The sequence below is a fragment of the Streptomyces sp. NPDC101178 genome, assembly GCF_044767965.1.
Taxonomy (GTDB): domain Bacteria; phylum Actinomycetota; class Actinomycetes; order Streptomycetales; family Streptomycetaceae; genus Streptomyces.
Map to the genome: position 1 here is coordinate 144,094 of NZ_JBIWOZ010000008.1, position 24,311 is coordinate 168,404.

The 24,311-nt window shown below is 72.3% G+C and carries 22 protein-coding genes and 7 tRNA genes; 14 read left to right on the forward strand and 15 right to left on the reverse strand.

Annotation, left to right across the window (positions count from 1 at the left end):
* Positions 1 to 9: 9 nt before the first annotated feature.
* Together ACIRR8_RS23125 and ACIRR8_RS23130 are read left to right on the forward strand one after the other, a co-directional pair.
* Positions 10 to 2,232: an elongation factor G-like protein EF-G2 gene (locus ACIRR8_RS23125; RefSeq protein WP_404067913.1), complete on the forward strand. Its 2,223-nt coding sequence runs from the start codon at positions 10 to 12 to the stop codon at positions 2,230 to 2,232.
* A gap of 178 nt (positions 2,233 to 2,410) precedes the next feature.
* The gene (locus ACIRR8_RS23130; RefSeq protein ID WP_404067916.1) at positions 2,411 to 4,081 is read left to right on the forward strand and encodes a hypothetical protein; all 1,671 of its coding nucleotides are present in this window, start codon (positions 2,411 to 2,413) and stop codon (positions 4,079 to 4,081) included.
* Positions 4,082 to 4,151: 70 nt separating this feature from the next.
* Here the strand turns inward: ACIRR8_RS23130 and ACIRR8_RS23135 are convergent, their stop codons facing one another.
* The gene (locus ACIRR8_RS23135) at positions 4,152 to 4,712 is read right to left on the reverse strand and encodes an HIT family protein (RefSeq protein ID WP_404067919.1); all 561 of its coding nucleotides are present in this window, start codon (positions 4,710 to 4,712) and stop codon (positions 4,152 to 4,154) included.
* A gap of 66 nt (positions 4,713 to 4,778) precedes the next feature.
* Between ACIRR8_RS23135 and ACIRR8_RS23140 the strand changes: the two genes are divergently transcribed.
* The gene (locus ACIRR8_RS23140) at positions 4,779 to 5,456 is read left to right on the forward strand and encodes a potassium channel family protein (protein WP_404067922.1); all 678 of its coding nucleotides are present in this window, start codon (positions 4,779 to 4,781) and stop codon (positions 5,454 to 5,456) included.
* A gap of 29 nt (positions 5,457 to 5,485) precedes the next feature.
* Here ACIRR8_RS23140 and thrS read toward each other — a convergent pair whose 3' ends face one another.
* From thrS to ACIRR8_RS23155, 3 genes are all read right to left on the reverse strand, one after another.
* Positions 5,486 to 7,462 (reverse strand): threonine--tRNA ligase, encoded by a 1,977-nt coding sequence (gene thrS / locus ACIRR8_RS23145; protein ID WP_404067924.1) that lies wholly within the window; start codon positions 7,460 to 7,462, stop codon positions 5,486 to 5,488.
* Between the two features lie 100 nt (positions 7,463 to 7,562).
* Positions 7,563 to 8,813, reverse strand: coding sequence for a hypothetical protein (locus tag ACIRR8_RS23150; RefSeq protein ID WP_404067927.1), 1,251 nt, complete (start codon positions 8,811 to 8,813; stop codon positions 7,563 to 7,565).
* The gene (locus tag ACIRR8_RS23155) at positions 8,813 to 9,403 is read right to left on the reverse strand and encodes a DUF4365 domain-containing protein (protein WP_404067930.1); all 591 of its coding nucleotides are present in this window, start codon (positions 9,401 to 9,403) and stop codon (positions 8,813 to 8,815) included. Before ACIRR8_RS23155 ends, ACIRR8_RS23150 begins: the two co-directional genes overlap by 1 nt.
* Positions 9,404 to 9,597: 194 nt before the next feature.
* On the opposite strand from ACIRR8_RS23155, the gene ACIRR8_RS23160 reads away from it, so the two are divergent.
* Complete coding sequence (locus tag ACIRR8_RS23160; RefSeq protein WP_404067932.1) at positions 9,598 to 10,323, forward strand: 3'-5' exonuclease; 726 nt, start codon at positions 9,598 to 9,600, stop codon at positions 10,321 to 10,323.
* A gap of 62 nt (positions 10,324 to 10,385) precedes the next feature.
* Here ACIRR8_RS23160 and ACIRR8_RS23165 read toward each other — a convergent pair.
* A tRNA-Val gene (locus tag ACIRR8_RS23165) sits at positions 10,386 to 10,457 on the reverse strand.
* A 173-nt stretch (positions 10,458 to 10,630) separates the two neighbouring features.
* Between ACIRR8_RS23165 and ACIRR8_RS23170 the strand changes: the two genes are divergently transcribed.
* On the forward strand, positions 10,631 to 13,132 hold the full coding sequence (locus tag ACIRR8_RS23170) for an SCO7613 C-terminal domain-containing membrane protein (RefSeq protein ID WP_404067935.1): 2,502 nt from the start codon (positions 10,631 to 10,633) through the stop codon (positions 13,130 to 13,132).
* A 91-nt stretch (positions 13,133 to 13,223) separates the two neighbouring features.
* Here ACIRR8_RS23170 and ACIRR8_RS23175 read toward each other — a convergent pair.
* Positions 13,224 to 13,295, reverse strand: a tRNA-Val gene (locus tag ACIRR8_RS23175).
* Positions 13,296 to 13,374: 79 nt separating this feature from the next.
* Entirely contained in the window at positions 13,375 to 13,839 is a 465-nt protein-coding gene (locus ACIRR8_RS23180) for a TIGR02611 family protein (RefSeq protein WP_404067938.1), read from the reverse strand.
* 190 nt (positions 13,840 to 14,029) lie between these two features.
* Here ACIRR8_RS23180 and ACIRR8_RS23185 point away from each other — a divergent pair, with 190 nt between their 5' ends.
* A complete protein-coding gene (locus tag ACIRR8_RS23185) occupies positions 14,030 to 14,443 on the forward strand; it encodes an SsgA family sporulation/cell division regulator (RefSeq protein ID WP_003959770.1) in 414 nt (137 codons plus the stop codon).
* A 267-nt stretch (positions 14,444 to 14,710) separates the two neighbouring features.
* Complete coding sequence (locus tag ACIRR8_RS23190) at positions 14,711 to 15,313, forward strand: CGNR zinc finger domain-containing protein (protein WP_404067941.1); 603 nt, start codon at positions 14,711 to 14,713, stop codon at positions 15,311 to 15,313.
* Between the two features lie 20 nt (positions 15,314 to 15,333).
* Here ACIRR8_RS23190 and ACIRR8_RS23195 read toward each other — a convergent pair whose 3' ends face one another.
* Complete coding sequence (locus tag ACIRR8_RS23195) at positions 15,334 to 15,489, reverse strand: hypothetical protein (RefSeq protein WP_164711272.1); 156 nt, start codon at positions 15,487 to 15,489, stop codon at positions 15,334 to 15,336.
* A 148-nt stretch (positions 15,490 to 15,637) separates the two neighbouring features.
* Positions 15,638 to 16,102, reverse strand: coding sequence for a hypothetical protein (locus tag ACIRR8_RS23200; protein WP_404067944.1), 465 nt, complete (start codon positions 16,100 to 16,102; stop codon positions 15,638 to 15,640).
* Positions 16,103 to 16,283: 181 nt separating this feature from the next.
* On the opposite strand from ACIRR8_RS23200, the gene ACIRR8_RS23205 reads away from it, so the two are divergent.
* The gene (locus ACIRR8_RS23205) at positions 16,284 to 16,799 is read left to right on the forward strand and encodes a DsbA family protein (RefSeq protein ID WP_404067947.1); all 516 of its coding nucleotides are present in this window, start codon (positions 16,284 to 16,286) and stop codon (positions 16,797 to 16,799) included.
* A gap of 26 nt (positions 16,800 to 16,825) precedes the next feature.
* Here the strand turns inward: ACIRR8_RS23205 and ACIRR8_RS23210 are convergent, their stop codons facing one another.
* The 3 genes from ACIRR8_RS23210 to ACIRR8_RS23220 all read right to left on the reverse strand — a co-directional run bounded on the left by ACIRR8_RS23210 (position 16,826) and on the right by ACIRR8_RS23220 (position 19,613).
* Positions 16,826 to 17,662, reverse strand: coding sequence for a GNAT family N-acetyltransferase (locus ACIRR8_RS23210; protein ID WP_404067950.1), 837 nt, complete (start codon positions 17,660 to 17,662; stop codon positions 16,826 to 16,828).
* Between the two features lie 74 nt (positions 17,663 to 17,736).
* Positions 17,737 to 18,558: an aminotransferase class IV gene (locus ACIRR8_RS23215; RefSeq protein WP_404067953.1), complete on the reverse strand. Its 822-nt coding sequence runs from the start codon at positions 18,556 to 18,558 to the stop codon at positions 17,737 to 17,739.
* The gene (locus ACIRR8_RS23220; protein ID WP_404068561.1) at positions 18,555 to 19,613 is read right to left on the reverse strand and encodes a chorismate-binding protein; all 1,059 of its coding nucleotides are present in this window, start codon (positions 19,611 to 19,613) and stop codon (positions 18,555 to 18,557) included. Before ACIRR8_RS23220 ends, ACIRR8_RS23215 begins: the two co-directional genes overlap by 4 nt.
* Before the next feature lie 174 nt (positions 19,614 to 19,787).
* Between ACIRR8_RS23220 and ACIRR8_RS23225 the strand changes: the two genes are divergently transcribed.
* The 5 genes from ACIRR8_RS23225 to ACIRR8_RS23245 all read left to right on the forward strand — a co-directional run bounded on the left by ACIRR8_RS23225 (position 19,788) and on the right by ACIRR8_RS23245 (position 20,261).
* Positions 19,788 to 19,860: transfer RNA gene (locus ACIRR8_RS23225), tRNA-Gly, on the forward strand.
* 37 nt (positions 19,861 to 19,897) lie between these two features.
* Positions 19,898 to 19,971: transfer RNA gene (locus ACIRR8_RS23230), tRNA-Cys, on the forward strand.
* A gap of 1 nt (position 19,972) precedes the next feature.
* Positions 19,973 to 20,044: transfer RNA gene (locus ACIRR8_RS23235), tRNA-Val, on the forward strand.
* A 37-nt stretch (positions 20,045 to 20,081) separates the two neighbouring features.
* Positions 20,082 to 20,153: transfer RNA gene (locus ACIRR8_RS23240), tRNA-Val, on the forward strand.
* A gap of 33 nt (positions 20,154 to 20,186) precedes the next feature.
* A tRNA-Val gene (locus tag ACIRR8_RS23245) sits at positions 20,187 to 20,261 on the forward strand.
* Between the two features lie 58 nt (positions 20,262 to 20,319).
* Here ACIRR8_RS23245 and ACIRR8_RS23250 read toward each other — a convergent pair.
* The 3 genes from ACIRR8_RS23250 to ACIRR8_RS23260 form a co-directional block, all read right to left on the reverse strand.
* A complete protein-coding gene (locus ACIRR8_RS23250) occupies positions 20,320 to 20,625 on the reverse strand; it encodes a zf-TFIIB domain-containing protein (protein WP_404067956.1) in 306 nt (101 codons plus the stop codon).
* Positions 20,626 to 20,690: 65 nt separating this feature from the next.
* The gene (locus tag ACIRR8_RS23255) at positions 20,691 to 21,662 is read right to left on the reverse strand and encodes a phosphotransferase family protein (RefSeq protein WP_404068564.1); all 972 of its coding nucleotides are present in this window, start codon (positions 21,660 to 21,662) and stop codon (positions 20,691 to 20,693) included.
* 499 nt (positions 21,663 to 22,161) lie between these two features.
* On the reverse strand, positions 22,162 to 22,368 hold the full coding sequence (locus ACIRR8_RS23260) for a hypothetical protein (protein ID WP_326706790.1): 207 nt from the start codon (positions 22,366 to 22,368) through the stop codon (positions 22,162 to 22,164).
* 594 nt (positions 22,369 to 22,962) lie between these two features.
* Here ACIRR8_RS23260 and ACIRR8_RS23265 point away from each other — a divergent pair.
* On the forward strand, positions 22,963 to 24,309 hold the full coding sequence (locus ACIRR8_RS23265; RefSeq protein WP_404067959.1) for a protein kinase: 1,347 nt from the start codon (positions 22,963 to 22,965) through the stop codon (positions 24,307 to 24,309).
* Positions 24,310 to 24,311: the final 2 nt, after the last annotated feature.

Below are 24,311 nucleotides of genomic sequence, written 5' to 3' on the forward strand. Positions count from 1 at the left end.
AGGCACACCATGGGCGAGAAGACGCACGCACACACCGGGGCCGCCACAGGAGTACCGACGGCCGGCCACCCCTCCGCCGTACGGAACGTGGTGCTGGTCGGCCACAGCGGTTCGGGCAAGACCACCTTGGTCGAGGCCCTGGCCCTGACGGCGGGGGCGCTCAACCGGGCGGGCCGGGTCGAGGACGGGGCGACCGTCTCCGACCACGACGAGATCGAGCGGCGCCGGCACCGCTCCGTCCACCTCTCGGCGGTCCCGGTGGCCTGGGACGGCTGCAAGGTCAATCTGCTGGACACGCCTGGTTACGCCGACTTCGTCGGGGAGCTGCGGGCCGGTCTGCGGGCGGCGGACGCGGCCCTCTTCGTCGTCTCGGCGGCCCAGGAGGCCGAGTCCGTGGCCGCGACCACCCGGGCGGTGTGGGAGGAGTGCGCGCTCGTCGGGATGCCGAGGGCGATCGTCGTCACCCATCTCGACACCGCGCGCACCTCCTTCGCCGAGATGACCCGGATCTGCGCGGAGACGTTCGGCGGCGACGACCCCGATGCCGTACTCCCGCTCTATCTGCCGGTCCTCGGCCCGGAGGCCGCCGACGGGCACGCGCCGCTCACCGGGCTGACCGGGCTGCTCACCCAGCGGATCCTGGACTACTCCTCGGGGGAGCGGGCCGAGCTGCCGCCCGCGCCGGACCAGGAGGAGGCGCTCGGAGAGGTCCGCGACCGGCTGATCGAAGGGATCATCGCCGAGAGCGAGGACGAGTCGCTGATGGACCGCTACCTCGACGGTGGAGGCGACAGCATCGACATATCGACACTGATCGCGGACCTGGAGCGGGCCGTCGCCCGGGGCACCTTCTTTCCGGTGCTGGCCGCCGCTCCGGCCGCCGAGGGCGCCCGGCAGGGCATCGGCACGGTGGAGCTGCTGGAGCTGGTCACGCGTGGCTTCCCGACCCCGCTGGAGCGCACCCCGCCCACCGTCACCACCCCCTCGGGCGAGCCCAGGACCGCCCCGGCCTGCGATCCGGAGGGCCCGCTGCTCGCGGAGGTCGTCAAGACGTCGTCCGACCCGTACGCGGGCCGGATCTCGCTGGTGCGGGTCTTCTCCGGCACGCTGCGGCCGGACGACACCGTGCACCTGTGCGGCCACGGACTGGACGCGGCGGGGCGGGAGCCGCACCCCTGTCACGAGGCGGAGGTCCGGGTGACCGCGCTGACCTCGCCGTTCGGCCGGCACCAGCATCCGGTGGACCGGTGCGTCGCGGGCGATCTGGTCTGCGTGGCCCGGCTGGGCGAGGCGGAGACCGGGGACACGCTCTCCGCCTCCGGCGCCCCGGTACTCATCGAGCCCTGGTCGACGCCGGACCCGCTGCTCCCGACGGCCGTGCGGGCGCGCGGGAAGGCGGACGAGGACAAGCTCTCGCACGCGCTGGCCCGGCTGGTCGCGGAGGATCCGACCCTGCGCCTGGAGCAGAACCCGGACACCCACCAGGTCGTCCTGTGGTGCCTGGGCGAGGCCCACCAGGAGGTCGCGCTGGAGCGGCTGCGCAGCCGGTACGGCGTCCAGGTCGACGCCGAACCGCACCGGGTCGCGCTGCGCGAGACGTGTCGCGGGCGGGGCGCCGGGCGCGGACGGCATGTCAAACAGTCCGGCGGGCACGGGCAGTTCGCGATCTGCGCGATCGAGGTGGAGCCGCTGCCCGCGGGCAGCGGCATCGAGTTCGTGGACAAGGTGGTCGGCGGTTCGGTGCCGCGCCAGTTCATCCCGTCGGTGGAGAAGGGCGTACGGGCCCAGGCCGCCCGCGGCCTGTCCGCAGGGCATCCGCTCGTCGACGTACGGGTCACGCTGCTCGACGGCAAGGCGCACTCGGTGGACTCCTCCGACGCCGCCTTCCAGACCGCCGGTGCGCTCGCTCTGCGCGAGGCGGCGGCGGACGCCCGCATCCAGCTCCTGGAGCCGGTCTGCGAGCTCGCCGTGCTGGTCCCGGACGACTACGTGGGCCCGGTGATGAGCGACCTGTCCGGGCGGCGCGGGCGGGTGGTGGGCACCGAGCAGAGTCCGGGCGGACGCACCCTCGTACGGGCGGAGGTGCCGGAGACGGAGATCGGCCGGTACGCGCTCGACCTGCGCTCCCTGACGCATGGCACCGGCCGGTTCGACCGTGCGCACGCCCGGTTCGAGGCGATGCCGCAGCAGATCGCGGAGAAGGTCCGCGCGGAACTGTCGGACTCCTCCTAGGAACGGATCACCCGGCGCGTGACCGGCGCACTGTCGCAAACACCGCCCGCTTCCTGGTGGGTGACGGACGGTGCGGCGGTCCGGACGATACGCTGTGGGCGCAGCTCAGAAGGTATGCCGCGTACGGTAGTTGGGCACACCCAGGAGCAGACCGTGCGGCGAGTGGGGGCGACAGACAGTGGCCAGCGACGTATTCGACTTCTCACCCGGGGCGCAGATCCCGATCCAGGGGTCCGGCGGCCAGTCGGTGGCGACCAATGCCCTGGCCTCGGCGGCGTACCGGGACAGCCCGGTGGACGTGATCCTCGACGCCAACAGCGACTGGCACAAGTCGACGGTGAAGCCGGGCGCCTCCAAGCTCTTCAAGTCCGACTACTTCAAGCCGAATCTCGGTGAGGCGTTCTCGCGTGCCGTCCAGGAGCGCATGCTCGGCGGCTCCCGCAAGGCGCTCATCCAGTCCTTCGGCACCGATCCGCAGACGGTGGTGGAGCACTGCCTGTCGGCGACCAACCTCCGTAAGGCGCGCGACACCCGGCTCACGATGATCACGGCGGTGTTCGGCTTCCTCTTCCTGCCGGGGATGATCGCCTGGGTGATCGCCTTCCGGATCAAGGACGTGCTGGCCAGGTCCAAGGACCCCGCGTTCCGGGCGGTCGGCACGGTGCTGCTGGCCGCGTTCGGGATCGGCGCGCTGATCCTGCTGTGGAAGCTGCCGACGGACCGCTTCTGGCCGCTCTACGTGCGAGGAGCGCTCGTCGCGCCGCTGATCGGCTGGTTCCTCGCCAAGCGGGTCGCGGAGACCTCGGCCCGCGATCTGCGGGCGCGCTGGGACGGGCTGCTGTCCGGCACCGGGGTGATCGCGAAGATCCCGGAGGCGGTGCCGAAGAACCCCAACGAGACCGCGCGTGAGGAACTGCGCCAGGGCCTGGAGAAGCTCTCCGCCGAGCAGCAGTCCAACGCGGTCTTCTACGCCGGTCCCAAGGGCATCCTCGGCATGGGCACCCGGTGGGGCAGCTGGCAGCTGGCCGAGGAGCTGACGCCGAAGGACCCGACGAAGGAGATCCACCAGTTCCGCAGCTGGGACCTGATCCGGATCATCCACGACCAGCTGAAGATGCTGGAGCGTGGCCCGCTGAACACCGGCGGCTTCCCCAAGCCGTCCGTGAAGCACTGGATCGTCTCCCCCATCGGCGAGAACGCCGACTCCGTCTCCCGCCCGGACGGCGAGGACGTGGCGACCTTCCAGGTGAAGCCGCACGAGATACAGCGGATCTGCAACCACCAGCAGTTCGGCAGCGGTGACCGGCACTACCTGGGCGTGCAGTTCACGCTCTGGGACGGCCAGTTGGTGATCACGATGATGATCACGGTGACCGTGCTCCACGAGACGCTGCGCATCGAGGTCACCGGCCACGCGCTGGGCCCGGTGCACGGGCTGTTCTTCGCCAAGCCCGCGGCCCGGACGAAGACGGTCAACAAGACCGTGAGGTTCTGGGAGACCCGGGACATCCAGCTGCCGGTGGTGGAGGCGCGGGAGGTCGTCCGGCTCGCGCTGCGGGCGCCCTTGACCTGGTATCCGCCGGTGCTGGACTACCTGGGCGGGAAGATAGTGCTGCCGGAGCCCTTCGGACTGCGGCACGCCTGGGCGGCCAAGCCCTGGAACCACCGCTTCATGGCGGACGACGCGATGCGGGCGGCGACGCCGGTGCTGCGCGTGGTCCACTCGGCGGCGATGCGGGTCCTCGCGGAGAACGGCGTGGACACCGAGCGCTTCGACAACCGCTCGTCGATACTGAGCGGCCTCGTCCAGGACCCGTCCCCGCGCAAGGCCGACGTGTACGACGCGTAGGCCGGCGTTCGTACGGGGGAGGGGCGCCCGAGAAGATCTGGGCGCCCCTCCTCCGTAGCGGCCCGGATCCTCAGCCCGCCGGCCAGGCACCCGCCAGCATCGCCCGGGTGTCGCCCAGCAGCTGCGGCAGCACCTTGGTGTGGCCTATGACCGGCATGAAATTGGTGTCCCCGCCCCAGCGCGGCACCAGGTGCTGGTGCAGATGGGCGGCGATCCCGGCCCCGGCGACCGAGCCCTGGTTCATCCCGATGTTGAAGCCGTGCGCCCCGGAGGCGGTGCGCAGGGCCGCCATGGCCCGCTTGGTGAAGTCCGCCAGCTCGGCCGTCTCCGGGCCGTCCAGCTCGGTGTAGTCGGCGACGTGCCGGTAGGGGACGACCATGAGGTGGCCGCCGTTGTACGGGTAGAGGTTCAGCACCGCGTAGACGTGCTCACCGCGCGCCACCACGAGGCCGTCCTCGTCGGATTTCGCCGGAATCGAACAGAACGGGCAGCCGTCCTCGGCGCCCGGGCCACTCGGCTTGTCCTGACCCTGGATGTACGCCATCCGATGGGGCGTCCACAGACGCTGAAACGCGTCCGGCGTCCCCACGCCGATCTGCTGCTCCGGCTCACTCGTCATGCCGATCAGCATATTGCGTCACTCCGGCGGAGCGTGTCGCCGGGGCCGCACCGCTTCGCCGCCCGCGATGCTGAGGCGATGAGCGACCGCCCCGCCCACGAGCCACCCGCCCGGCTGACCCACTGGGAGCAGCGCACCGAGGTTCCGCTCTTCCTCGCGGGGCTGCTCTTCCTCACCGGGTACGCGGTCCGGGTGCTGACCCCGCACGAGGCCGAGCCCTGGAACGACCTGGCGCTTACCCTCGTCTGGTCGACCTGGCTGGTCTTCCTCGCGGACTACGTCACGCGGCTGCGGCTCAGCGGCCTGGGCTCGCGCTTCCTGCGCGTGCGCTGGCTCGACACGGTGGTCCTGCTGCTGCCGCTGCTGCGCCCGCTGCGGATGGTGAAGGTCTACCAGGCGGTGCAGCGGCGCCACGACCGGCCGAGACTGGGTCTGTACGCGCGCGTGATGGCGTACGCGGGCATGACCGCCGTCCTGCTCGGCTTCGCCGCCTCGCTCGCGGTCTACCACCTGGAACACAAGGCTCCTGACGCCTCCATCCGCACGTTCGGGGACGCGGTGTGGTGGGCGTGCGCGACGCTCACCACGGTCGGCTACGGGGACGCCACACCGGTCACGTTCTGGGGGCGGGTGGTGGCTACGGGGCTGATGGCGTGCGGTCTCGCGCTGCTGGGGGCGGTGACGGGGTCGTTCTCGTCGTGGCTGATCCAGGTGTTCACGCGGGAGGACGAGAAACGGCCCCCGGAGCGCGGGTAGCGCTCCAAGGGCCGTTCCCGTCGTACGGATCAGACCTGTACGCGGTCCTCGACGGCCTTCGCGATCTTGGCGAGGGCCTCGTCGACCGGGATGCCGTTCTCCTGCGAACCGTCGCGGTAGCGGAAGGAGACGGCTCCGTTGGCCATGTCCTCGTCACCAGCGATGATCATGAAGGGCACCTTGGCCTTCTGCTGGTTGCGGATCTTCTTCTGCATCCGGTCGGAGGAGGCGTCCACGTCCACCCGCAGCCCCTGCTTGCGCGCCTTGGCGGCGAACTCCTGGAGGTAGGGGATGTGGGCGTCGCCGATCGGGATGCCGACGGCCTGGACCGGGGCGAGCCAGACCGGGAAGGCGCCCGCGTAGTGCTCCAGGAGTACGGCGAAGAAGCGCTCGATGGAGCCGAACAGGGCACGGTGGATCATGACCGGGCGCTGCTTGGAGCCGTCGGGGCCGGTGTACTCCAGGTCGAAGCGCTCCGGCAGGTTGAAGTCGAGCTGCACGGTCGACATCTGCCAGGTGCGGCCGATGGCGTCCTTGCACTGCACGGAGATCTTCGGACCGTAGAACGCGGCGCCGCCCGGGTCCGGGACCAGGGGCAGCCCCTGCTTCTCGGCGACCTGGCGGAGCGTCTCGGTGGCCTCTTCCCAGGTGTCGTCCGAACCGACGTACTTCTCCGGGTCCTTGGTGGAGAGCTCCAGGTAGAAGTCGGTGAGCCCGTAGTCACGGAGCAGGTTCAGCACGAAGGTGAGCGTGCGGTCGAGCTCCTCCGCCATCTGCTCCTTGGTGCAGTAGATGTGCGCGTCGTCCTGCGTGAAGCCGCGCGAACGGGTCAGACCGTGCACGACGCCCGACTTCTCGTACCGGTACACCGTGCCGAACTCGAAGAGGCGCAGCGGCAGTTCGCGGTAGGAGCGGCCGCGCGCGTCGAAGATCAGGTTGTGCATCGGGCAGTTCATCGGTTTGAGGTAGTAGTCCACCCCGTCGTCGAGCTGCATGGGCGGGTACATGCCGTCGGCGTACCAGTCCAGGTGGCCGGACTTCTCGAAGAGCTTGCCCTTGGTGGCGTGCGGGCTGTAGACGAACTCGTAGCCCTCCTCCTCGTGGCGGCGGCGCGAGTAGTCCTCCATGGCCCGGCGGATGACGCCGCCCTTGGGGTGGAAGACCGCGAGGCCGGGGCCGATCTCGTCGGGGAAGGAGAAGAGGTCCAGCTCGTTGCCGAGCTTGCGGTGGTCGCGCTTGGCGGCCTCCTCCAGGAACTCCAGGTGCGCCTTCAGCTCGTCCTTGGTCGGCCAGGCGGTGCCGTAGATGCGCTGGAGCATCGGGTTCTTCTCGCTGCCGCGCCAGTACGCCGCGGCGTTGCGCATCAGCTTGAACGCCGGGATGAACCGGGTGGTCGGCAGGTGCGGACCACGGCAGAGGTCCTTCCAGCACAGGTCGCCGGTCTTGGGGTCGAGGTTGTCGTAGATGGTCAGCTCGCCGCCGCCCACCTCGACGTCCGCGCCGTCGTCCGAGGAGGCGGAGCCCTTGATGCCGATGAGCTCCAGCTTGTACGGCTCTTCCGCCAGCTCCTCGCGGGCGGCCTCGTCGGAGACCACGCGGCGGGAGAACCTCTGGCCCCGCTTCTGGATCTCCTGCATCTTCTTCTCGATGGCCTTGAGGTCCTCGGGCGTGAACGGCTTCTCGACGTCGAAGTCGTAGTAGAAGCCGTCCTTGACCGGCGGGCCGATGCCGAGCTTGGCCTCGGGGAAGAGCTCCTGCACGGCCTGGGCCATGACGTGCGCGGTGGAGTGGCGCAGGATGTCGAGGCCGTCCTCGGAGGAGATCTCCACCGGCTCGACGGACTCGCCGTCCTTCAGCTCGTACGAGAAGTCCTTCAGCTCGCCGCCGATGCGCGCGGCGACGACGGTGCGCTGACCGGGGAAGAGCTCGCCGGCGGTCGTGCCCGTCGTCACCACGTGCTCTTCCCGCTCGGAATCGCGTTGGATGATCACACGGACGTCTGACACCGGTCTCTCCTGACTGAGGGGGATGCCTGCCTTCGTATGGCTAAGCAATACGAATCGTACCGAGCCCTCAGCCCCCGATGCGAACGCCTAACCGCAGGCCCTACGGCTCCTCCCCCGCGCACGCCTCCTCGAAGAAGTCCACGTTCTCCTGGAGGGACTTCATCAGCCGGTCCCGCTCCGCCTCTTCGACCTGCACGGGCGCGACCTGCGAGGCCCCGGTCAGCCGCCGGAAACCGCCCCGCCGCTCCAGCCGCCCCTCCACCCGCAGCGGCAGCCCCACGAGGTGGGCGTGGCCCGCGATCCGGTACGCCTCCTCGTCCAGCTCCACCCGTACGTGCGCGACCTCCGCCCCCGCCAGCACCCGCAGCCGTACGATCCCGGCGCCGCGCGGCCCCGAGCGGCGCAGCCGGACCACCGCGCCGGTGATCCGGACCGGGACTGCGGGCTCCTCGCGCAGGTAGCGGGCCCCGGCCGAGCGCAGGGCGGGCAGGTCGCCCGGCGAGAACTCGACGGGCTGGGGCCGGACCGGGCAGCCGTCCGGGGTTCCGGCAGCGGGCGCCCACCGCAGGTCGATCCCGGCCCCCTCGCTGCCGCGCACCAGGGTCACCAGCGCCTCGGTCAGCTCCCGGCTGACGCCCGCCGCCACCGCGCTGTCGAAGGCCTCCATGCCGCCGGTGGCCCGCTGGTAGTCCACGGCCTCGCGGGTGGCGTGCAGGGCGTGGCAGAGCTGTACGGCGACGGCACGCCCGGAGGCGACGGGCACGAACGCGGTGAGCCGGCGGCCGCCCGGCGCGGGCCCGATCAGCGTCCCGTCCAGTGCCGCCCGGGCCTTCCTCCGGTGCCGGGCCCCGTGGTAGCCGGCCCGGCCGCGCGCCGCCAGAGCCCCGGCCAGCAGGATCTGCCGGGCCGCCGACCTCAGCTCCTCCGCCTCCGCCCACCCCGAGGCGCCCGCCGCCCCGGCCGCCGATTCGGGGACCTCGCGCCACCAGCGGACCTCGTCGCTGGGGACGGCGAGGGAGACCAGGATGTCCCGGGCGGACGGGGCGGCGCTGCGGGAGAGCGCGGTGAGCGCCTCGGCCAGCAGGTCGTCGGTGTCGGGGAAGGCGGCGTTCTCGGGCACCAGCAGGCTGGCGCCGGCACCCGGTCCGGGCGGGGACCAGCGGCTGTAGCGCCCGGCCGCTCCCCCGTGCCGCCGCCAGCCGTAGCGGCGCAGGAGCACGGTGAGCACCGCCGGGTCGGGCAGCGGCGCGCCGTCGCCGCCCGGGCCGGCGTACTCCCTGCTCACGGCAGGATGCGAGCGGGCGCCGAACAGCTCCGCCGGGCCCGTGGGTTCGTCCATCGACCGGTGCATCAGGGTCTCCCTCCGGCCCCGACCCGGGCCATGATGTCGCAGAGTGCGCGGTCGTCGAAGATCCGTGCGGTCGGGATGGGCACGGTGGTCCGGTAACGGCCCGTCACCGCGTGGCCGGCCAGGTTGGTCCAGTAGCAGCAGTGCCGCAGATCGAGGCTGCCGGGCCCGGCGCGCAGCCACTCGTCCCGGCTGCGCGGCACGATCATCACCACCAGGATCTTGTGCACCGAGACCGGGGTGCGGGCCAGCTTGACGAGATGGGCGTTGTCGAGCGTGAAGGAGAACGCCCCGCCCGCCGGGTGCGGCGGTATCTGGTACGTGCACTTGAGCTGCACCTTGATGGTCACTTCGTCGTCGACGGTGTGGGCGGTGGCACCGTGGCTGACGTGCCAGTCGATGCCGTTGTCGGGGAAGGGCTGGGACAGCGAACACTCCGCCGCCGCCGCGACCGCGTGGAGGTAGCCCACCTGGAGGGTCTCCATGCAGGCGGTGGTGGCGAGGGAGCCGCGCAGCGTGGCGGTCGGCTGGTCCACCGGCCCGAACCCTTCGGCGCGGGCGGGCCCTCCTGGATCGGGCTGCGCGAACGCCATGGCCCCGTAAGCCTTTCGGACATGCCGTCAGAAGTGACGTCGGATGAGGTCGTGGAGCAACTTCCTTGGCTCCCACCTGTGTTGTCACCGCAGGAGAACGCCCGCAAACGGCGTATCAGGCAAACAGCACGGGTATCACCGATATCGGGCAGAGGAATCACTCCATCTGCCGGGCAGGTGCGAGGAGTTCGGGGATGATGCACTGGTTCGAGGGGCCGCTGGCCGCTTTTGACACGGAGACGACAGGCGTGGACGTCGAGCGGGACCGGATCGTTTCGGCCGCTCTCGTCGCGCAGGACACGACGGGCGGACGCGTTCGCACCACCCGCTGGCTGGTCAATCCGGGGATCCCGGTGCCCGCCGGGGCCACCGAGATCCACGGGCTGACCGACGATCACCTGCAGCGCAACGGACGCTGGCCGGCGCCGGTGATGGACGAGATCGCCCGTTCGCTGGCCGAGAGTTGCGCGACGGGCCGCCCGCTGGTCGTGATGAACGCACCGTTCGACCTGACGCTGCTGGACCGCGAGCTGAAGCGGCACCGGGCCTCGTCGCTGGCCGGGTACATGGCGGACGTGCCGCTGCGCGTGGTGGACCCCCGGGTGCTGGACAGACACCTGGACCGCTACCGCAAGGGCCGCCGTACGCTCACCGACCTCTGCGAGCTGTACGAGGTGCCGCTCGACGGCGCCCACGACGCGGCGGCGGACGCCTCGGCCTCACTGGAGCTCGTACGCGCGATATGCCGGCGCTTCTCCTCCCGGCTGGAGCGGCTCTCACCGGCCGAACTCCACACCCTCCAGGCCACCTGGCACGCGGCGCAGGCGCGCGGCCTGGAGGCGTGGTTCGCGAGGAGCGGCACACCGGAGGCGGTGGATCCGGCGTGGCCGCTGCGCCCGGAGCTGCCCGCGGCGGCCTGAACGAGCGGCCCGGACAAGCAGAAGCCGGTCCGCCGTGATGCTTGGCGGACCGGCTCTCCCGGTGGGCGATACTGGGTTCGAACCAGTGACCTCTTCGGTGTGAACGAAGCGCTCTCCCACTGAGCTAATCGCCCGGGAACGGGTTGAACCATACAGGGCTCGGCGGTCTTCGTTCAAACCGCTTCCGCGCACGTCTCCACCGGCGCGCGCCCCGCGTCTCCACGGCCGCTCACTCAGGCGCGGAAACGCGGAAACTGAGTATGCGAGCGCATGTGCGAGGCGGAGGGCCCGAGTCACACTCCCGTACATGGAACATGTGCCGCCGCCCGCCGAGGAACTGGCGCTCCTCGACCGAGAACTGGCTCAGCTGGACGCCCGCCGGGCCCAGCTGCTGACCCGCCGCGCCTGGCTGGTCAGCGCGTTGCAGCCGCAGGCGCCGAACGGACCGCGCTGGAGCACCCCGCCCGTCGGCCACGGCTGGGCCCCGGGCCAGGCGTGGGGGTCCGTGGAGCGGACCGCGAAGCCGTCCACTCCGCGCAGCGCGCAGAACGTGCTGCTGACGCTCGGCGGGCTGCTGCTGACGGTCGCGGCCGTCGCGTTCACCCTCGTCAGCTGGGGCTCGATGGGCATCGGCGGCCGGTCGGCCGTCCTGGCCCTGGTCACCGTGGCCGCGCTCGCCGCTCCGGCCGTCCTGCTGCGCCGGAAGCTGGCGGCCACGGCGGAGGCGCTGGCGGCGCTGGCCCTGGTCCTCACGCTGCTGGACGTCTACGCGGTCCACGCGGTGGCGGCGCCGGACGCCGACGGGCTCACCTTCACCGCCGTGGCCTCGACGGTGCTCGCCGCGCTCTGGGCCGCCTACGGCCTGGCCTTGGGCAAGCTGCACCTGCCGCTGCCCGCCGCCGTGTTCTTCGTCCAGTGGCCGCTGCTGCTCGGCGCCTGGGCGGCCGGTGCTCCGGCGATCGTGGTCGGCTGGGCGCTGCTGGTGACGGCCGTGATCGACGGGTCGATCGCCCTGTGGGGCAAGCGTCTGGGCGCACGGGTCACGGCGGGCCTCGGTCTGGCGGTGACGGGGTCCGCCGCGCTGCTGACGGGGCTCGGCGAGTCGCTGACGGCCGACGGCCCGCTCGGTGCGGTGCTGCCGGGCGCTCTGCTGCTGACGGCGGCGGTGGCGGCCCTGGCCGGAGCCTGGCGGGCCCCGAACGGCTATGCGCGGATCGGCGGCGCGGTGGCCGGCCTGGCGGCGGTGGCCGCGGTCGGCGGGGTGCTGCGGGCGGCGGTGCCGGGCAGCTGGCACGTTCCGGCGTATCTGCTCTGCGGGCTGGCCCTGCTGTTCGTCGTACGGGCCGGGCTGCCGCGGAGCGCGGGGCGCGGGGTGCTGGCGGCGGCGGGCGCGGTGGTGGCCGGTGCGCTGGTGTGGGCGCTGCCTCCGGTCGCGGCGGTGCTGCTGGGCCCGGTCCAGCTGGTCGCCGAGGTGTGGGCGGGTGCGCCGGACGGCTTCCGAAGCGCGCTCGGGGAGTCGATGGGGTGGCCGGAGCTGGTCACGGCTCCGGTGGTGCTCGCGGTGATGACGGGGCTGCTCGGCGCGGCGTACCGGTGGTGGCCGTCGCTGGTGCGGGCCGCCGCTCCGCTGGCGACGCCGGGTGCGCCGGTGCGCGGTGCGGCGGGCGCGGGGGCGCTGGCCCTCGGCTGGGGGACGCCGCTGCTGGCGGCGGCGGTGCTGGGGGTGCCGTACGCGGTCGCGGTGGCTCTGGAGACGGTGCTGGTGGCGGGGTTGCTGGTGGTGGCGGTGCGGGGTGCGGAAGCCTCCTCCGCCGGTCCGACCGGAGCCGTGGGCGGTGGCCGGACCGCCGTGGCGGTGACCGCGCTCGTGGGCGCGGTCGGCGGGTCGGTGAGCGTGGGGCTGCTGGCGCTGGCGTCGGAGGCCGCGACGTACGCGGTGTTCGGGGCGCTGGTGGTGCTCTTCGCCGGGGCGGCGGTGCGGACGCGTGCGGTGGTGGAGCAGGCGGTGCTCGCGGTGGCCGCGGTGGTGTGGGGCACGGCACTGACCGGGTGCGTGGCCGGGTCCCTGGGGCTCGCTCCGTACGAGGCCGCGCCGCTGCTGCTCGTGGTGCCCGCGGTGACGGTGCTGCTGGGGGCGCGGCTGCGGCTGCACCCGGTGGCGTTGCCGGTGGAGCTGGCCGGGGCGCTGGGTGCGCTGGTGGCCGTCGGGCTCGCGGTGCCGGAGGCGCCGTTCCTGGCCCTGGTGCTCGCGCTGTGCGGGGTGCTGGCGGCGGGGGCGGCGGTGCGCCCGGAGCGGCGGCCGGTGGCGGGGTACCTGGCGGCGGTGCTGTTCGTGGCGGCGGCCTGGGTCCGGCTGGCCGCATCGGAGGTGTCGGCCCCGGAGGCGTACACCCTGCCGGTGACGGTGCCCGCCCTGGTGGTCGGCGTACTGCGGCGGCGCAAGGATCCCGAGGCGTCCTCCTGGACGGCGTACGGGCCGGGGCTCGCGGCGACGCTGCTGCCGAGCCTGGCCGTGGCCTGGACCGACCCCGACTGGCTGCGGCCGCTGCTGCTGGGGCTGGCGGCTCTGGTGATCACGCTGCTGGGGGCGAAGTACCGGCTCCAGGCGCTGCTGCTGCTCGGCGGGTCGGTGCTGGCCCTGGTCACGCTGCACGAGCTGGCCCCGTACGTCGTCCAGGTGGCGGGCGCGCTGCCGCGCTGGCTGCCGCCGGCGCTGGCCGGGCTGCTGCTGCTGGCGGTGGGAGCCACGTACGAGCAGCGGCTGCGGGACGCGCGCAAGCTGAGGGACGTGGTCGGCCGGATGCGGTGAACGGCACCCGGTCCGGGGCCCTGCGGGTTCCGGACCGGGGGAAACGCGGAGGCCCCGAGACATGGAACATGTCTCGGGGCCTCCGACCGGGTGGGCGATACTGGGTTCGAACCAGTGACCTCTTCGGTGTGAACGAAGCGCTCTCCCACTGAGCTAATCGCCCGGGCGCACCGCAAACATTACCCCATGTCAGCGGTGCTTCCGGACCGTCCCCGGCACCGGGCCGCCGACGGTCCGCGGCCCTACTCGCCGACCGTCCACGGCAGGGCGAGGCCGAACTTCCAGACGTAGATCCCGATCAGCACCGCCATGATCACCAGCCCCACCGTGGTGAGGATGATGTTGCGCCGCCGGACCTTGGGATCCAGCGCCCGCTGCGCGGCCTCGGTCACCTTGCGCTTGGTCCAGCGCAGCACCAGCTGGGCCCAGACGAACTCGGTCGCCCAGATCGCCATACCGCCGAAGATCACCAGCCAGCCGGGGCCCGGCAGCACCAGCATCAGCACACCGGCCACCACGACCCCGAGGCCGACGACGAAGACGCCGACCTGCCAGCTCAGGTGCAGCGGCTTCGACGCCTTGATGAAGCCCGGCGCCCGCGATCCCAGCTCGCGTTCCGCCTTTTCCACTCTGGCCGTGCCCCCCGGAGCGGACCCCGGGGACGCCTTCTCGGCAACCTCGATCCGCTCGTCACTCTCCGCATTCATGGAGCTCAACCTACCCGACCCGTCGTCGTCACTTGAATGGGCGCATGACTCAAAGTTACACACCGCTGGGCGAGGGACCCGAAGCATCACAAATGGGTCAGAGGGGTTTACAACGCCACCGTAGGTGGCATGTCGATTTCGCCGACGTGCGAATCCCCGAGCGCACACTGAGCGAAAGGCCCTGGCGCTTATGAACACCACGGTCAGCTGCGAGCTGCACCTGCGCCTCGTTGTGTCGAGCGAGTCCTCACTGCCTGTTCCCGCGGGCCTGCGGTATGACACGGCCGATCCCTATGCCGTGCACGCCACCTTCCACACCGGAGCGGAGGAGACGGTCGAGTGGGTTTTCGCCCGTGACCTCCTCGCCGAGGGGCTGCACCGGCCCACCGGCACCGGAGACGTCCGCGTCTGGCCATCTCGTAGTCACGGTCAAGGCGTCGTATGCATCGCCCTGAGCTCTCCAGAGGGAGAAGCCCTGCTCGAGGCTCCGGCGCGAGCCCTGGAGTCGTTCCTGAAAAGGACCGACGCCGCGGTTCCGCCCGGCACCGAGCATCGGCACTTCGATCTCGACACGGAGCTCTCCCACATCCTGGCCGAGAGCTGAGCCAGGCCGAGAACTGCCGGCGCCGTCCGACTCGGGGAGACGGCGTCGCGCGGACAACCACATAAGGCAGACACCGGCGCCGGCGCCGCGGAACCCACCGCGGCGACGGCGCCCGTGCGTGCGCCAGGGCCCGGGAGCGGAGCGGTGGACCTTTTCCCTGCTTCCGCTCCCCCGCGGGCCCGCACCGGGCCCTGGGGCGGCCGGGTGAGCCAGTAGAGTCAGCCGCCATCGGCAGGCGCCCGCCCGCCGGAGGCCTGGGAGCGAAGCGTGCTGATCCCTCACGACACCCGGATCGCCCTCGACACGGTGGTCGATCTGGTGAACACCGCACCGGAGAGCGAGCCACCCGAAGACGGCTCCGGCCCGACGGACGGACTCGTGGACGGCCTGGAGGACGGGATCGCCGACGTCGCGGCGCTGTACGCCTTCGCCGAGCGCCACCACATCAGCGGCGTCGGCACCCTCGGCGAGAAGGACCTCGGCGCCGTACGGGACGTCCGGGACCGCTTCGCCGAGGTGTTCGCCGCACCCGACGCCCGTACCGCGGTCGACCTCGTCAACCGGCTCGTGGCCGCGGCCGGGACCACGCCCCAGCTCACCGACCACGACGGCTACGACTGGCACGTGCACTACTTCGCGCCGGACGCCTCGCTCGCCGACCACCTCGCCGCCGACTGCGGCATGGCCCTGGCCTTCATCCTCGTGGCCGGCGAACAGGAACGGCTGCGGCGCTGCGAGGCGCCCGACTGCGGGCGGGCCTTCGTCGACCTCTCGCGCAACCGCTCCCGGCGCTACTGCTCCAGCCGCACCTGCGGCAACCGGCTGCACGTCGCCGCGTACCGGGCCCGGCGCCGGGAGGCCGGGTCGTGAGGCGAGGCCGTCGGGACGGGTCATAACAGGAACAGGTCATGCAGCGCCGCCATCAGCAGCAGGCTCCCGATGACCGTCAGGAAGATCATCAGGGGTGGCTGGGAAAGCGCGAAGAGGCAGCCACGGGGCTCTTCGGCGGGGGGTGCGGGGGCCTCGCCCCGGGATGTGTCCACCATCTCGGGGCGATCATGACTCACCTGCAGGCCGGTTGGCGATCAACCTTCGCCATTGCACCGGGAGTTCACCATCCCGTGGTCCTCAGAATTCGCTCCGGCGTCCGAGATGCCGTCAGGCATTCGGCAGACCCGGCGAAATTCGGGCGCTTCAGATGCCGTGCTTCTTCAGGATCGCCTCGATGTCGCTGAAGTCGTCGCCGGGCGCCGCGGCCTCCTGCTTCCTCTTCGGCTTCGCCGGCGCCGCTGCCGCCGGACGGGCCTGGCTGCCGGCGCCGAGCGAGGGCGCGGAGGCTCCCGGGGCGACGGCCTCGTTGCGCTCGGCGGCGCGTGCGGCCTTGCGCTCGGCGCGGGTGGTGCCGCTGCGGCGCTCGACGGCCCGGGTGGTCATGAAGAGCACCCAGGCGAGGCCCAGCACGCCGAAGCCGATCCAGACGCTCGGCTTGAACGCGATGCCCGAGACCCACTCGACGACGCCGGTCAGGACGAGGCCGATGGGCACGAGGGAGTAGGCGGCGATCCTGGTCGCGGTGAGGAACCGCTTGCGGTAGGCGGTGACCGCGGCGATGCCCAGGCCCGCCGCCGACGCCGCGGAACAGATGGTCTCGGCAAGCATCGGGGCCTCCTGGCGCAGGGGAAACGTCCCCTCCATCCTGCACCGACGACCGGTGCGGAGGCCACGGCGCCGGTCCACTTCAGGGACATTTCAGGGCCCGGCTCCTCCGCAGGTGCCGGTCACCGCCGACGGTCGCAGGCGCGGATTGGGTGCTGTCCGCATGGCCTGAAAGACTGGCCCCATGAGCGATTCCACCCCTGCGGCACCGGTCGTCCTCGACGTCTGGTGCGATCTCGAATGCCCCGACTGCCACCGGGCCCTCAGCGATGTGCGCGCCGTGCGCGCCCGGTACGGCGACCGCGTCGAGATCCGGCTGCGCCACTTCCCGCTGGAGAAGCACAAGCACGCGTACGCCGCCGCGCAGGCCGCAGAGGAGGCCGCCGTCCAGGGCCAGGACTGGCCGTACATCGAGGCGCTGCTGTCCAGGACCGAGGAGCTCGGGAAGGCCGGTGAACCGGTGCTGCTCGACGTGGCCCGCGAACTGGGCCTGGACGCCGAGGAGTTCGACACCGCGCTCATCGACGGCCGCCATCTGCTGATCGTCGACGCCGACCAGGCGGAGGGCAAGGCGATCGGCGTCACCGGTACGCCCACCTATGTCATCGGCGACGAGCGGCTGGACGGCGGCAAGAGCCAGGAAGGACTGCGCGAGCGGATCGAGGAGATCATCGACCGGCTGCTGGCCGCACAGGGCTGACACGGGGGCCGGACGGCGGAGACCGCTTACAGCGCCTTGGCCAGGTTGTACCGCGTCGTCGCGTAGCCGAGCGACTCGTACAGCCGCAGCGCCGGAGTGTTGGCGGCGAAGACGTGCAGGCCGAGGCGGTCGTGGCCCCAGGAGCGGGTCTCGTCCTCGGCGAGGAGCATCAGGGCCCGCCCGAAGCCGCGGCCCCGGTGCTCCTCGCGCACCTCCACGTCGAAGACGAATCCGGCGGTCCGGCCGGGCTCCAGCTCCCGCAGGGCCAGCCAGACGTGGCCGACCACCTCGCCGCCGTGGATCAGCGCCCGGAACCGTACGTTCTCGGTCGCCAGACCGTCCGGCAGGTTCCCGGCATGGTCGGCCTCGGACTTGAGCCGGGCGTGCTCGGGCGGTACGCCCCTGTCGATCCACTCCTGGGCGTACGACCGCACCGCCGCGCCCAGCCACTCCGCGTACTCCTGCTCGCTCATCGGCCGCGCGGTGAGGCCTTCGGGGAGGGGGACGGGGTCGGGCCCGAGGGTCTTGACCATGTTGCGGCTGCGTTCGGTGTAGCCGAGTGCGGCCGCGAGGCGCCGGGCGGGATCGTTGTCCGCCGGGACCTCGGTCCGGACGTGCGTGCAGCCCCACCCCCGCAGCACCTCCTCGGCCGCGAGCGCGGCGATCGTGCCCCGGCCGCGCCTGCGCCGCGCCTCGTCGACGGCGAGGGAGCGCACGACTCCGGCGGAGGCGCCGAACGCGTCGTCGGTGCTGATCGACACGGCGCCGACGGGCCGGCCGTTGTCGCACACGTCGTAACTGCGCGCCCGCGCGCCGTCGGCGCCTTGCTGAAGCGGCCCGGACGGCCGGAGTGTCGTGGTCATCAAGGGTTTGTATCCCCTGGACGACCGCACGTCACGCGCTTTTCCGGCCCGTCGCGGTTTGGTGTACGGGAGCCTTACGGGTCCAGGTCGCTCCCGGCCCGCTCGTCGAAGATCCGCATGGCCTTCGCCGTCACCGGCCCGGGCTCCGGTGCCAGCCGTCGGTCGTCCACCCGGTGCACGGCCTGGATGTCGCGGAGCGTGGAGGTCAGGAAGATCTCGTCGGCCTCGGCGAGCACCTCCATCGGCAGATCGCTCTCCTCGGCCCCGGTCCACTCCACGGCCAGCGCACGGGTGATCCCCGCGAGGCACCCGGAGGCGACCGGCGGGGTGTGGATCCGGCCGTCCAGCACGACGAACACGTTGGACCCGGTGCCCTCGCAGAGCCGGCCGGCCGTGTTCGGGAAGAGCGCCTCGGACGCGCCCCGCTCACGGGCCCGGGCGAGGGCGACGACGTTCTCGGCGTACGAGGTGGTCTTGAGGCCGGTCAGCGCGCCACGTTCGTTACGGGTCCAGGGGACCGTGATCACCGCGGTGGTGTCCGGGCGGCGGCTCACCGCGTCGAGCGCGACGACCAGGCTGGGTCCGGCGGTGCCGCGGTCGGAGCCGAGCGGGGAGAGGCCGCCGGTGTAGGTGATCCGCAGCCGGCCCAGGGCGGCCGGGTTGGCGTCGACGACCGCCGTCGCGGCGCGGCGGACCTCGTCCAGGTCCGGGTCGGGCAGGCCGAGGCCGCGCGCGGAGCGGGTGAGGCGGTCGAGGTGGCGGGTGAGGGCGAAGGGCAGGCCCTCGCTGGTGCGGACCGTCTCGAAGATGCCGTCGCCCACGGTCAGCCCGTGGTCGAGCACCGACAGCCGGGCATCGTCGGCGTCCCGCAGTCCGCCGTTGACCCAAATCCTCATGACGCGGTCCTTCCTGTCTGCCCGAACCCTGTCTGCTCGAACGTGCCCGACGCTACAGCCAGCAGTCGCGACGCCTTCAGTTCGGTCTCGTCCCACTCGCGCTCCGGGTCGGAGCCCCAGGTGATGCCGGCGCCGGTGCCGAACCGCAGAAGGGGCGCGGGGCCGGTCCGGTCGATCCAGAACGTCCGTATGCCCACCGCCAGCGAGGCCGTACGCCGGTCGGCGTCGATCCAGCCGACCGCGCCGCAGTACGGCCCGCGCGGCGACCGCTCCAGCTCCTCGATGATCCGCAGCGCGCTGGACTTCGGCGCCCCGGTGACGGAGCCGGGCGGAAAGGCGGCCGTGAGCAGCTCCGGCCACCCCGCGCCTTCGGCCAGCTCACCCCGCACGGTGGAGACGAGGTGGACCAGGCCCGGGTGCTTCTCCACCACACAGAGGTCGGGGACGGTGACGCTGCCGGTCGCGCAGACCCGGCCGAGGTCGTTGCGGACCAGGTCCACGATCATGACGTTCTCCGCGTGGTCCTTCTCCAGCAGATCGTCCTCGGTGCGCCCGGTGCCCTTGATCGGCCCGGATTCGACGGTCCGCCCGTTCCGCCGCAGAAACAGCTCGGGCGACGCGGTGGCGACCTCCACGCCGTGCTCCGGCAGACGGATCGTTCCTGCGTACGGCGCCGGGTTGCCGCGCGCGAGCAGGGCGGTCAGGGCGTCCACGTCGGCCCGGCCGGGCTCGGCCTCGGGCAGCGGCGCGGAGAGGACCCGGCAGAGGTTGGCCTGGTAGACCTCGCCCGCCGCGATGTATTCACGGATCCGCCGCACGCCCGCCGTATAGGCGTCACGGTCCAGCGAGGTCGCCCACTCCCCGGCACCGGGTCCGCGCCAGGCTCCGGGCACGGGAGCGGGCACCTCCTCCTTGCGTGCGGAGGAGAAGCGGGCGCAGACCGTACGGCCCTCGAAATCGGCACATACCGCCCAGAACCCGGACGAGTCGAGAGCGGCGGGATCGTGGGTCACATCCTGGAGACCGGAGGCGACGAGGCCGCCGAAGCGGGCCATGGGAGCGAGGGGGAACACCCTGCTGAGTCTAGAACCGCCCACGATGACCTGCGCCGGGGCGGCGGTACGGCAGCGCTACGGCGACCATCTGCGCAAACGCGTTTTTGTACTGGCCCGGGAATCCGCTAGAGTTCAACACGTCGCCGGGACGCGCAAGCGGACCGGGAAAGACAAGCGGACGTAGCTCAGTTGGTAGAGCGCAACCTTGCCAAGGTTGAGGTCGCCAGTTCGAACCTGGTCGTCCGCTCGCAGAAGGTGGGGATTCTTCCCGAACCCCCGCCCCTGGTGGAGTGGCCGAGAGGCGAGGCAACGGCCTGCAAAGCCGTCTACACGGGTTCAAATCCCGTCTCCACCTCCAAGGACGATTAGCTCAGCGGGAGAGCGCTTCCCTGACACGGAAGAGGTCACTGGTTCAATCCCAGTATCGTCCACTGATCCGCAAGGATCGTCGGTCCGTAAGGATCACCCGCGCGATTAGCTCAGCGGGAGAGCGCTTCCCTGACACGGAAGAGGTCACTGGTTCAATCCCAGTATCGCGCACGCAGTACATGGCAGTACACGCATGGTCATCCCGCGCGATTAGCTCAGCGGGAGAGCGCTTCCCTGACACGGAAGAGGTCACTGGTTCAATCCCAGTATCGCGCACCACCGAGAAGCCCCGGTCGTTTCGACGACCGGGGCTTCTTTCGTCGTGCCTTCGTGATGGTCAGGACGAGAAGAGCATCCGGCCGAAGCCCTTCTGGCGGCGGTGACCGTAGTGCCCGCCGTGCTGCTGGCCGTAGTGCGGAGCGCCCCAGGCGGGAGCGTGGGCCGGAGGGGCCGCCTGCGGGTAGGCCTGGGGGGCGGGCGGCGGAGGCGGGGCCTGCTGGGCCCACTGCGACTCCAGACGGGTCAGCGACTCCAGCTCCCCGTAGTCCAGGAATATCCCCCGGCAACCGCTGCACTGCTCGATCTGGACACCGTTGCGGTTGTACGTCTGCATCTGCGCGTGGCACTTGGGACACTGCATCATCGGCTCGGCTCCTCGCCCTCGTCGTGCCGCCGCCGGAAAGCCCGTCCGGCCGCGGTCCGTTCAGCCTACGACGCGGACCCGTCCGCCAACTCGGGCGGGAACGTAGCGATTCGGGCACAGGAATCGATCATCAGCTGTTCCATCTCGTCCGGCTCCCGGCCCTCCGCCGCGCACTTGGCGAGGGCGACGGCCGCCGTCTGGACCGTCAGCGCGCGTGCGGGGACGTCCAGTTGCGGCCAAGGGTCCCCGCCGGCGGGCACGGCGGGTCCCCCGGCGGACCGGTAGGCGTCGAGGAACAGCTCCCAGTCCTCCGGGGCCAGCACCCCGGCCGCGTACCAGGCGGCGGGCCGGGCGAGGTCCCAGGCCGGGTCGCCCGGTCCCGCGTCGTCCACATCGATGAGCAACCAGGGCCCCTCCGGGACGGGATGGCGGACGAGCTGCCCCAGGTGCAGGTCCCCGTGGCAGAGGAAGCCCGACCGCGCGGCCGGCGGCGCGGCCTCACCCCGCGCCCAGGCCGGCAGGGCGTGCCAGGCGGCCTGTACGGGGAGGACCGCACCGGTGCCGGGGAGTGCGGCCGCCATCCGGGCGACCGCGCGGGCCGCCTTGACCGGGCCGCGCATCGGCGGAGCAGGGAGGGGAAGCGGAGAAACGGTTCGGTGGAGGCGGGCGAGCAGGACGGCGGCCGCGGCCCAGGGAGCCGCGTCGGGGTCCCTGGGGTCGACGGGGGCTCCGTACGGCCAGAAGGTGACGGGACGGGTGACGGGTCCCGCCGTATCGACCGGGCCCGGGGTGGTGAGCGGCGGGAGGAGGATGCCGGCCAGCTGCGGCGCCGAGGCGAGGGCGAGGCGGGCCGCCAGGGCCTCCCGGTCGGTGTCGGCGGCGTGGGCCTTGGCCACGACCGGGCCGCTGCGGACCACGGTGCCGTCCGGCCGGTCGGCCAGAAGCTGCGGCGGCGCGCAGGCGCAGGGGGCGCCGGGCGGGTGGCGGAGACGGTGGGCGAGGGCGCCCAGCTCACGGATGACGGGCTCGCGGGTGATGGTCCCGGCGGCGGCCGGGTCCGGGATGGCCCGCCGGGGAACGGCGGGCGGGGCACATCCTGGTTCGGCGACCGCTGGATCAGGAAGGGTCGGCTCACGGTCGGCTGAGGTCGAGGTGGTACGCAACGGCTCCCCCGGCGGCGGTCGGTCCCGGCCCTGCACCGGTCCCCGCGAGCGTACGCCGCAGGCGGGGCGGAGGGCGGTAGAGCCGGCCGGACGGGGCACGGACTCAGGCGGCGCCCGGTTCGTACCGGCGCGTCCCCGGCCTGGGCGAACAGCCGCGGAGAGGCCGATCGCCCACCCGGAAGCACGTCATGGAAACAGGCCCCGGAAGCACGTCGGGGAAACGCGGCCCCCGAAAACCGCCCCATACAGCGCGATGCCCGGTCAGCTCCCCAGCTGACCGGACAAACGCTGCCGTCCGCCGCACCCCCGTCCCCACGGGGCTGTTGGCCTTGATGCCTGGGTCCGGACCGCTCTTCCGGACCCCGGGCGCCGCTCAGCGCCCCAGCATCACCGCCACGGACGACGCCTGTGTGACCACCGCGTCCCAGCCGCCGAAGGCGACTGCGAGCAGGGCCGCCAGGGGCAGGACCATGGCCGTCGCCACCAAGGGGTGACGGGTGCCGGACGGGCGGGCGCCGAACGAGGCGTAGGCCTTGCGTCCCTGCGTGCGGATCATGGTCCGCGTTGCCGTGTCCGCCATGGTTCCTCTCCTGACCTGTATGGGGGGCGGCGGGCGTGTGACCTCGGGGGACGAGTGCTGCGCCCGCCGCTTGACCTCAACATTAGGTAACCGGCGAGCACGGGGCGTCATGCCCGCGTACCGAATCCCGGGCCTCCCGGAGGATGAGCCGTCGGCGGTCGGCGTACTCCCCTGGGTGGAGACGGTCCACTCGGCCTTGGGGTCATCCCGGAGGGGTCGCAGGGGGCCACGACCCCCGGGAAGGGCTGCGAAGGGTGACTTCACTCACTCCCTCCACCCTCCGTAGGAGGGTGGGCTGCGCTGCGCGGCGGCCTATAAGGAGCGTCACCGAGTACGTCCGGGTGGTATTCGCACCGCCCCGGACCGGCCCCTCCCGGCCACCGTGGCTCGAACCAACACCCCTTGTTCGAAGGTCCTTTACCGTGCTCTGCGGGCCGACGGCCCCGGAACCGGCGCTCCCTGACCGCTCTTCATTTCTCCCGTCGGGCACGGACAATGGAATCCCCGGTGAGGGCGCGGCCTCTGAGCGCACCGGGCGCGGGGTACGTAAGCTGTGCCTCGTCAGGCGGACCAGGCAGCGGGGATGGGCAGACGATGGCGATGATGCGGCTCCGGCGCGAGGACCCGCGTCTCGTCGGCTCGTTCCGGCTGCACCGACGGCTCGGCGCCGGCGGTATGGGCGTGGTCTACCTCGGCTCCGACCGACGGGGTCAGCGGGTGGCGCTGAAGGTGATCCGGCCCGACCTGGCGGAGGACCAGGAGTTCCGTTCGCGGTTCGCCCGCGAGGTGTCCGCCGCGCGGCGGATCCGGGGCGGCTGTACGGCCAGGCTCGTCGCCGCCGACCTGGAGGCGGACCGCCCGTGGTTCGCGACGCAGTACGTCCCAGGCCCGTCCCTGCACGACAAGGTCGCCGAGGAGGGCCCCTTGGCCGCGGCCGAGGTCGCCTCGATCGGCGCGGCGCTCTCCGAGGGCCTGGTCGCGGTGCACGAGGCCGGTGTGGTCCACCGGGACCTGAAGCCGTCGAACATCCTCCTCTCCCCCAAGGGCCCGCGCATCATCGACTTCGGCATCGCCTGGGCGACGGGGGCCAGCACGCTGACCCATGTCGGTACGGCCGTGGGGTCGCCGGGCTTCCTCGCGCCCGAGCAGGTCCGGGGCGCTGCGGTGACCCCGGCGACGGACGTCTTCTCGCTCGGCGCGACCCTGGCGTACGCCGCGATGGCCGACTCCCCCTTCGGGCACGGCAGTTCCGAGGTGATGCTCTACCGCGTGGTGCACGAGGAGGCACAGCTCCACGGGGTGCACGACGCGCTGGCGCCGCTGATCCGCGCCTGCCTGGCGAAGGACCCGGAGGAGCGGCCGAGCACGCTCCAACTCTCCATGCGGCTCAAGGAGATCGCGGCGCGCGAGGCACAGGGCCTGCACGAGAGCCGGCCGCCTGCCCAGCGTTCGGCCCCGGACACGGACCGGCCCACCGGCCGGCTCGACGGCCCGTACACCGAGCAGCACACCCGCCGCGCGGAAGGCCCCTCCTCGGCGTCCCGCCCGCAGCAGGGGCGGCGTCCGGCGCGTTCGGGGGGCGGGGGCGGGAACGCGCCGCGTACCGGTGGGTCCCGGCCGCAGCAGCGGGCGCCGCGCTCCACCACAGGGTCCGGGAAGCGGCCGGGCGCGACGAACGGCAGGCCGGGGACGCGTCCCGGAGCCCGTGCGACCTCGGCGGGACGGCGTCCGGCCAACCCCAAGCTGTTGCGCCAGCGGCTGGTGGTGTTCGTGGTGGTGACGTTGCTGGTGGCGCTGGGGATCGCGGCGGCGCAAGGGTGCCAGGGACCGGCGCGCGGGCTGGGCGGGAGCGAGCGGCCGAGCCAGGTCTCTCAGGCGCAGGAGCAGGAGCAGGAGCAGTTGCAGGCTCAGGAGCGGGTGCGGGCCGAGCAGCCGCGTTGAGT